This is a genomic window from Haloferula sp. (assembly GCF_049672945.1).
Classification (GTDB): Bacteria; Verrucomicrobiota; Verrucomicrobiia; order Verrucomicrobiales; family Akkermansiaceae; genus Haloferula.
In genome coordinates, this window is sequence record NZ_JBATWY010000059.1 from 1 (window position 1) to 8,341 (window position 8,341).

An 8,341-nucleotide genomic window follows, 5' to 3' on the forward strand; every position below is an offset into this window, starting at 1 on the left:
GGCGGGGCAGGATTATTGGATCACGTGTTCGCCGCGCTTGCGCTTCTCGAACTCTTCCTTGATCCAGTGGTAGGTCTTCTCCATGCCGGTCTGGAGATCGACTTCAGGTTCCCATTTGAGTTTTTCAAGGATCAGTGTGTTGTCACTGTTGCGTCCACGCACTCCCAGAGGAGCATCGAGCTTGTATTTCCGATTGAGCTTCACGCCGGCAATGCCTTCGACGATGTCGAGCAGGCGGTTGATCGAGACCAGCTCGCTGCGACCGAGATTGATCGGTTCGCGGAATTCGGAAGCCATCAGCTTGTCGAGGCCGGTGACGCAGTCGTCGATGTACATGAACGAACGGGTCTGCTCGCCATCGCCCCAGATCTCGATGTCGTGATTCCCCGAATCCATGGCGGCGATGACCTTGCGGCACATGGCGGCTGGTGCCTTTTCGCGACCGCCGTCCCAAGTACCATAGGGACCGTAGACATTGTGGAAGCGGACGATGCGCACGTCCACGCCGTAGTCTTCGTAAAAGTGGCGGCACATCCGCTCGGAAAACAGCTTCTCCCAGCCGTAGCCGTCTTCAGGCATCGCTGGATAGGCGTCCGACTCCTTGAGTGCGGTCACCGAAGCATCCGTTTGTTTGTCACCGTTGTAAACGCAGGCGCTCGACGAGTAGAGGTATTTCTTCACACCGAGATCACGGGCTGCCATCAGCATGTGGGTGTTGATCAGCACGCTGATCATGCAGAGTGCCTTGTTGTTCTCGATGAAACCCATGCCGCCCATGTTGCAGGCAAGATTGAAAACCAGATCGCAACCCTCGACCGCCTTGTAGCAGGCGTCTTTCTCCTCGAGATTGAGGACATGGTTCTCGGCGGCATCATGCAATTGATACCACTGTTTCTGTGGTTTGACATCGGCAACGACGACATCGTGACCACGTTCGAGGAGGACACGCGCGAGTTGACCTCCGATAAATCCGCCGCCACCGGCGACCAGGATGCGTTGTTTCATTTGTATTTTTGGGGCAAGGGGATGGCCGCCTAGGATTCAGTCATGAATTCGGCGATTCGGGGGGAACATAGAACGGTCCGATGGGCACTGGAAGTCCGTGTTCGCGTAGCCACTGAAGGCTCGGCTACTCTTTTGAAAAGGAGACGTGATGACCGTGGACTTTAAGCAGTGCGTGGCGCTTTGCCTGATCGAGGTCATGGGCCACCATTTCCGTGCACATTTCCTCGACCGTGATTTCAGGTTCCCAGCCCAGGATTTTCTTTGCTTTGGCAGGGTTGCCCAGCAGCGTTTCCACTTCGGCGGGGCGGAAGTAGCGCGGGTCGACCTTGACGATCACGTCGCCCACTTTGACGGCCGGGGCATTTTCGCCGGACACGGCGGTCACGGTGGCGATTTCATCGACACCCTCGCCACTGAAGTCCAACTCAATACCCACTTCCAGCGCGGACATCCGGACGAACTCCCGGACTGAAATCTGCTTGCCGGTGGCGATGACGAAATCGTCCGGCTGATCCTGCTGGAGCATCATCCACTGCATGCGGACGTAATCCTTGGCATGCCCCCAGTCGCGCAGGGAGTCCATGTTTCCGAGAAACAGACAAGCTTCCAAACCCTGGGCGATATTGGCGATCGAGCGGGTGATCTTTCTTGTGACAAAGGTCTCACCACGTCGTGGCGACTCATGATTGAAGAGAATCCCATTGCAGGCATACATGCCGTAGGCTTCGCGATAGTTCACCGTGATCCAGTAGGCATACATCTTCGCCACCGCATAGGGCGAGCGTGGATGAAAGGGCGTGGTCTCGGTCTGTGGAATCTCCTGAACCAATCCGTAGAGCTCGGAAGTCGATGCCTGATAGAAGCGGGTCTTCTTTTCGAGACCGAGAAAGCGGATCGCCTCAAGCAATCTCAGGGCACCAATCGCATCGACATCCGCCGTGTACTCGGGAGCCTCAAACGAGACCGCCACATGGGATTGTGCACCAAGATTGTAGACTTCATCAGGTTGGATTTCGCCGATGATCCGAGTCAGGTTCGAGGTATCGGAAAGGTCTCCGTAGTGGAGTTTGAAGCGGGAGCCCTCAACGTGAGGATCCTCATAGATGTGATCCACCCGCTGGGTATTGAAGGACGAGGCACGGCGCTTGATGCCGTGAACTTCATAACCTTTCTCCAGTAGGAATTCTGCAAGATAAGAACCGTCCTGGCCGGTCACACCGGTGATGAGAGCTTTTTTCATGATGGGGAAGCTGGGAGCTGGGAGCTGGGAGCTGGGAGCTGGGAGCTGGGAGCTGGGAGCTGGGAGCTGGGAGCTGGGAGGTGGGAGGTGGGAGTTATCGAAGGGTTCTTCGAAACCCGATGATCATTCGGCTGATTTCCTCGAGTTCGTCGAGCAACTTGACCGGACGCTCGATCAGAACACCCCTCTGATTCAAGAGGATCAAAATGTTGGCGGTTTCAAATACGGACCGACGGGCAAAATTAAGGAACTGAGCGAACTCAGCGTTCGAAACACTTCCTGAGCCCTCCGCGATATTGTTGGTAATGCTCATGACCGCAGCTCGGAGCTGCTCGGCCCAACGAAATCGCTTCATCTCCTCCATTCGATCCGCGATATCAAACAAGGGATCGCTCGCTGCTGCTGCTCGCTGCCAGATCTCCAGATTCTCAAAGCGAAACCGCACGCTCATCTCTCAACAAATTTTTTCAGACTCCAAACTCCAAACTCCCCGCTCCCAGCTCCCAGCTCCAGACTCCCCGCTCCCCGCTCCCCGCTCCCCGCTCAAAGTCGCGCCGCCCCCGTTTGCAGTGTTGCCAGAAAATCCTGATAGGCACCTGCGAGACCGTCTCGGAAATCCACCTTGGGCTCCCATCCCGTGGCACGGATTTTTGAAACATCCACCAGCTTGCGCGGTGTTCCGTCCGGCTTGGTCGGGTCGGTCACGATCTTGCCGTTGAAACCAACCGTTTCCGCGACCAACTTTGCGAGTTCCATGATCGGGAGGTCGTCTCCGACTCCGACGTTCACCCAGTCGGGCGGATCGTTCAGATCAAGGAGGTGGAAGCAGGCGGCGGCGAGGTCGTCGACGTGGAGGAATTCGCGACGCGGCGTCCCCGTGCCCCAGATGGCCACTTCGCCCAGGCCGCTCTCCTTTGCCTCGTGGAAGCGCCGGATCAACGCGGGAATCACGTGGGAATTCTCGGGGTGGTAGTTGTCGCCGGGGCCGTAGAGATTGGTCGGCATCGCCGAATGATACATCAGGCCATGCTGGGCACGGTAATGCTGGCAGAGTTTCAGGCCGGCGATCTTGGCGATGGCGTAAGCCTCATTGGTCGGCTCGAGCGGACTCGTCAGCAAGCAGTCTTCCGGCATCGGCTGGGGCGCCAACTTGGGATAGATGCAGGTTGATCCGAGGAAAAGCACGCGTCCGACACCCGCCTGGCGACTCCCTTCGACAAGGTTCGCTGCAATGACGAGATTCTCGTAGATGAAGTCCGCAGGATAGCTCGAATTGGCATGTATCCCTCCGACCTTGGCCGCCGCAATGACCACGATGTCCGGTTTCTCCTCGGCGAGGTAGGTAAAGGTGGAGGCCTGATCGCAAAGATCCAGACGATCTCGTGTGGCAGTGAGCACTTCGAAGCCACCACGCGCCTCGGCACTCCGCACGAGGGCCGATCCCACCATGCCCCGATGGCCGGCAATGAATATCTTCTTCATGATTTTAAAGAGGAGCACAGGCGTCCCGCCTGTGACTTACAGATAGCGCAGGCGGGACGCCTACGTACCCTTTTCACGCCTTGACGACCAAACCCTCGCGGGTCTGGGTTTCAGCCATGGCATTGCGCGTGTCGACGATCAGGTCGGACCAGGCGGCGAGTTCTTCGAGATTGAAGGCGTCGTGTTTCGTGGCGATCACGACGCAGTCCTGGACCCGAAGATTTTCCTCGGTCCATGGCAGGGACTCCATGCCCGCCCAATCCATGTGCTCGCGGGTTGGCCCGACGACGGGCACATGGGGGTCGTGGTAGGTAATTTCGGCACCGAGGCGTTTGAATCCATCCATCAGGGCGAAGGTCGGCGACTCACGCATGTCATCGACGTTCGGCTTGTAGGCGAGACCCATCAGCAGGATCCGGCTGCCCTTGACCGATTTCCCCCGCTCGTTGAGCGCTTCCATGGTACGATGGATGACGTAGTCAGGCATCCCCCGGTTCACCTCACCGGCCAACTCGATGAAGCGTGTGTGAACGCCGTACTCACGCGCTTTCCAGGTCAGGTAAAAAGGATCGATCGGGATGCAATGACCGCCGAGACCGGGTCCGGGGTAGAAGGCGTTGAAGCCGAAAGGCTTGGTCGAGGCGGCACGGATCACCTCCCAGATGTCGATATCCATCCGATCCGCAGCGACCTTGAGTTCGTTGACCAGGCCGATGTTGACCGCCCGGTAGATGTTCTCGAGCAGCTTGGTCAGCTCCGCCACCTTGCACGAACTGACCGGCACAATCTTGTCAAAGGCCGCCTCATACAGGGCAACGCCCGCTTCAAGACAAGCCGGCGTCACGCCACCCACCACCTTCGGAATATTCGTCGCGGCAAATTGGGCATTCCCTGGATCTTCGCGCTCGGGCGAGTAGACGACAAAAACCGATTCCCCGGCTGTTAGACCCGCGGCTTCGAGACGAGTGACCAACTCCTCGTCGGTGGTCCCGGGATAGGTGGTGCTTTCCAGACTGATGATCTGACCCGGGTGCAGGTGCGGGACGATCGACTCGATCGTTCCGACCACGTAGCTCAGATCGGGTTCAAAGTGGGCGTCGAGAGGTGTCGGCACGCAGAGAATCAGCGCATCGCATTCGGCGACCCGGGCGAAATCCGTGGTGGCATCGAGCTTGCCGGACGCCTTTGCCGCGGCGACTTGCTCGTTCGGAATGTGTTTGATGTAACTGCGCCCCGCCAGCAGGGCCTCGGCCTTCGAAGGATCAATGTCGAAGCCGATGGCGCGGAATCCCGCATTGGCGTAGGCAAGTACCAGCGGCAAGCCGACATAGCCGAGGCCGACCACGCCGACGACGCCTTCCTTGCTTTTGAATTTATCGGCGGTCTTCATGCCTGAGCGTTTTCCGTCGACCCATAGCGCGCAATGAGTTTCTCGGCCTCCGTCAAGGCCATCCCGGTTACCTGATCCATGTTGTAGTAGCGGTAGGTCGCCAAGCGCCCGATGAAACTGGTCGAAGCCTCCCTCCCAGCGAGCTCGGCGTAGCGCCGGTAGAGAAGGGATGCCTCTTCCCGGGGGACCGGGTAGTAAGGCTCAAGCTCGGGGTTCCAATCCCTCGGATACTCGCGGGTGATGGCCGAAGCTCCGATCTGCTGCCCCGTCGCGTGCTTGATTTCGACAATCCGTGTGAAGGGAACTTCCGGGTCCGGATAATTCACCTGCATCGCCGGCTGCCAGAATCCGACTTTGCCGGAGATGGCTTCGCGAGCGCGCAACTCATCCGCAGAAAACCCCTCGTGCTCGAAGCGAAGCGAGCGATAAGGCAGCGCCCCGAAGCGCCGGCCGAAATAACCATCGATCGGGCCGGTGAAAACGAGATGGCGGTAATTCCAGCGTGCCTTGGCTTCTTCGAAATCCACACCAAGATGCAACTCAAGGTCCGGTGACGCTTCAACCATGCGCTCGAACATCGCCGTGTAACCATCTTTCGGCAGCGCCTGAAACTCTTCGCGAAGGTAGCGGTCGTCGCGGTTCGTTCTGATGGGAATCCGCGCACATAGGCTGGGATCCAAATCCCGCGGATGATGCTTCCATTGCTTGATCGTGTAGCCTTCGAAAAAACGCTCGTAAAGTTCGTGGCCGACCTGGGAAAGAATGACCTCCTCGGAGTTCTTCGGCTTGTCGAATGGAACGCGTTTCTCCTTCAGCCAGTTTTCAAATTCCCCGGTGCTTGAAGGACGCCCGATCAGTTCCTCAAAGGTGTTCAGGTTGATCGGGAAGCTCCAGAACCGTCCGTCCGTGAAGCTCTTGATCTGATAAGAGACGGGATGCCACTCGGTGAACTTGGAAAGGTAATCGACGATCCGCTGCGAATTACTACGGAAGTAGTGGGGACCATAGTGATGAATCAGCACTCCGCCCCGATCCGCCGAGTCGTAGGCATTCCCACCGAGATGGGAGCGCTGGTCGACGACCACGCATTTGAAGCCAGCGCTGGACAAACGTTCACCGGCCACCAGACCGGAGAAACCGGCACCGACAATCAGGAAATCAATGGTGGCATCTTCAACCATGGCTCAGACACCGAAACCGATCGCGGGCCTGCTCCGAAAAGGTTGAGGGTTCTGTTTGATCATTAGGAAATCCAGAGTTTAAACACGCTACCGCCCGTGGTCGTTCGTCCTGAGTGGACAAAACCAGAGGGCTAGAGAGGGTCGAATGGGTCTCAAATGGCCCGCGTAGGCCTTGAGCGCAGGACCATCGATGAGCCAATTTGTGAATTGTTCAATCCAAAATGAACAGATCGCAGCCCAAACTTCGAGGGGCCGCCGAGCTACGGAAGAGGCTTACGCGGAAGGAGAAGCGAAAACAGGTCCACCTCGACGACTTGCGGTTGTCCAAGAAAGTCCAAGAGCACTTTGACCCTTTCTTTTCCGGGTATGATCGAAACGATCTTTCCCTGAAATCCGCCAAGGGGACCGGTGGCGATCTCGACCTCTTCACCGGTTTCGATCTGGGGGCCGACGGTCAGCGTGTCTTCAACCCCCTCATCCCCTAGATTGCGGACGATTTCCTCTCTCAGGGCCTCGACAAAAGCATCCGAAACGGGGGGCACCTCCGTGCCAAAGCGAACCAGACCTCGAACTCCCGGCGAATACGTCACCGCCCGCTCATTTTCAAAGAGTTCAAAGCGAGCAAGGACGTAGCCTGGAAACAAGGCCTCAATCCACCAGATTTTTCCGCGACGCGTCGCTTTCCGATAGCGAAGACGCGGACAGAAGACCTCGACCCCTTCCAACTCACGCAGGTGCCCGGCCGCGATGTGCTCCCTCTTCGTTTGCGTCTTCACGCAATACCACAGAGGCTTCTTCCTTGAATCTGTCATTGACCGAGGACCTTTTGAAGCAGAGGGAGCACCATTCGTCCACGTCGAATCCAAGTTTCCAATTTTGCGACCCGTTCGTCGTAGAATTCCCGCAATTCAGGGTCCTCCTCCTCGCCCACGGTTTCGAGCAATCGCCCGACCTTCAATTGACCATTTTCCAAATGGGGGCGCACCTGCTCGCGGACGAATCCTCCCACCAGTTGCTTCAACTCCACATCCGCTTCGTAGTAGGTTCTCCTTACTCCATCGCCGGAGGTCTCCTTGATCGCTCCGAGGTCTTTGAGACTCCTCAGTCCTTGACTCGCCGAACCCTTGCTGATGCCCAGACGAAGGACGAAGTCGTCCAGCGAAAGAGGTTGAGGAGCAATGAACAACAAACCGTAGATCTCCCCGATTGATCGCGGCAGGCCAAGCACGCGCACGCCATCGACGAACACATCCACCACCTGCTTTTCCAGGTCGTTCATGCCGATCGCGGGCGTCGCTCCTTCTTCTCGGGTGCTGGGCACGCTGGGCGGCATAACTCAAAATACGATTGAGTTCAATCTGAAATGAACTTTCGTAAAATGCCGCCTACTTTTTTCCCTCAGAGCAATGTATAGGTTCTCGATGAATGCGCTAATCGGTCTAATCCGCATCGTAGGGGTCGTCGCTCTATCCGCTCTTGGAGCCGCCATTTATGCCCAAAGCGTTGATTCTCTGGTCCTTATCGACGCCAACAGCGATTCGCCGGTGGCCGGATTCAGTCCGATCCCCAACGGAGCGGTCATCGACACCTCGATCACCGGCACCGCCCTCAATATCCGCGCCATCACCACTCCCGATCCGACGGGCAGTGTCAAATTCGCGCTTTCTGGAGCGACCACCCACAATCAGACCGAGAGCGTCGCGCCCTATGCTCTCTACGGCGACAGCCCCGCTGGCGACTACACTGTCGGCTCCCTAAACAACGGAGCCCACACCCTGACGGCCACCCCATTCACCGGTGGAGGCGGTAACGGAACGGAAGGTACCCCCTTAACCATCACTTTCACCGTCGTCGACGGGCCTCCCCCGATCTTCTCCGTCAGTGCCGGTCCCGACCGCTCGCTGCTGCTGCCCTCCGATTCCCTGGTGCTTCAGGCGACCACGGCCAATGGTACTCCCCAGACCTTCAGCTGGTCTCAGGACTCAGGTCCAACAACGGCAACGCTCAGCGGCCAAAACACTTCCGCTCTCACCGCCTCCGATC

General features: G+C 57.8%; 8 protein-coding genes and 1 pseudogene. 1 reads left to right on the top strand and 8 read right to left on the bottom strand.

The genetic code is table 11. The annotated features are described in order from the left end of the window. Positions 1-12: 12 nt before the first annotated feature. From WBG04_RS05385 to WBG04_RS05420, 8 genes are all read right to left on the bottom strand, one after another. A complete protein-coding gene (locus tag WBG04_RS05385; protein WP_424313354.1) occupies positions 13-1,005 on the bottom strand; it encodes an NAD-dependent epimerase/dehydratase family protein in 993 nt (330 codons plus the stop codon). A 124-nt stretch (positions 1,006-1,129) separates the two neighbouring features. Next, on the bottom strand, positions 1,130-2,245 hold the full coding sequence (gene gmd / locus WBG04_RS05390; RefSeq protein ID WP_424313355.1) for a GDP-mannose 4,6-dehydratase: 1,116 nt from the start codon (positions 2,243-2,245) through the stop codon (positions 1,130-1,132). Between the two features lie 94 nt (positions 2,246-2,339). Beyond that, positions 2,340-2,696, bottom strand: coding sequence for a four helix bundle protein (locus WBG04_RS05395; protein ID WP_424313356.1), 357 nt, complete (start codon positions 2,694-2,696; stop codon positions 2,340-2,342). 92 nt (positions 2,697-2,788) lie between these two features. Beyond that, positions 2,789-3,727, bottom strand: a complete 939-nt coding sequence (locus tag WBG04_RS05400) for a GDP-L-fucose synthase family protein (protein ID WP_424313357.1) — start codon at positions 3,725-3,727, stop codon at positions 2,789-2,791. A 73-nt stretch (positions 3,728-3,800) separates the two neighbouring features. Then, positions 3,801-5,117: a nucleotide sugar dehydrogenase gene (locus WBG04_RS05405; protein ID WP_424313358.1), complete on the bottom strand. Its 1,317-nt coding sequence runs from the start codon at positions 5,115-5,117 to the stop codon at positions 3,801-3,803. After that, positions 5,114-6,298 carry a UDP-galactopyranose/dTDP-fucopyranose mutase family protein gene (locus WBG04_RS05410; protein WP_424313359.1) on the bottom strand — a complete coding sequence of 395 codons (1,185 nt, stop codon included), beginning with the start codon at positions 6,296-6,298 and terminating at the stop codon, positions 5,114-5,116. Before WBG04_RS05410 ends, WBG04_RS05405 begins: the two co-directional genes overlap by 4 nt. 260 nt (positions 6,299-6,558) lie before the next feature. Beyond that, entirely contained in the window at positions 6,559-7,074 is a 516-nt protein-coding gene (gene nusG / locus WBG04_RS05415) for a transcription termination/antitermination protein NusG (RefSeq protein ID WP_424313360.1), read from the bottom strand. 32 nt (positions 7,075-7,106) lie between these two features. After that, positions 7,107-7,577: a GbsR/MarR family transcriptional regulator gene (locus WBG04_RS05420; protein WP_424313361.1), complete on the bottom strand. Its 471-nt coding sequence runs from the start codon at positions 7,575-7,577 to the stop codon at positions 7,107-7,109. Positions 7,578-7,719: 142 nt separating this feature from the next. Here WBG04_RS05420 and WBG04_RS05425 point away from each other — a divergent pair. After that, positions 7,720-8,341 (top strand): annotated as a pseudogene (locus WBG04_RS05425) (hypothetical protein); the annotation flags it as partial.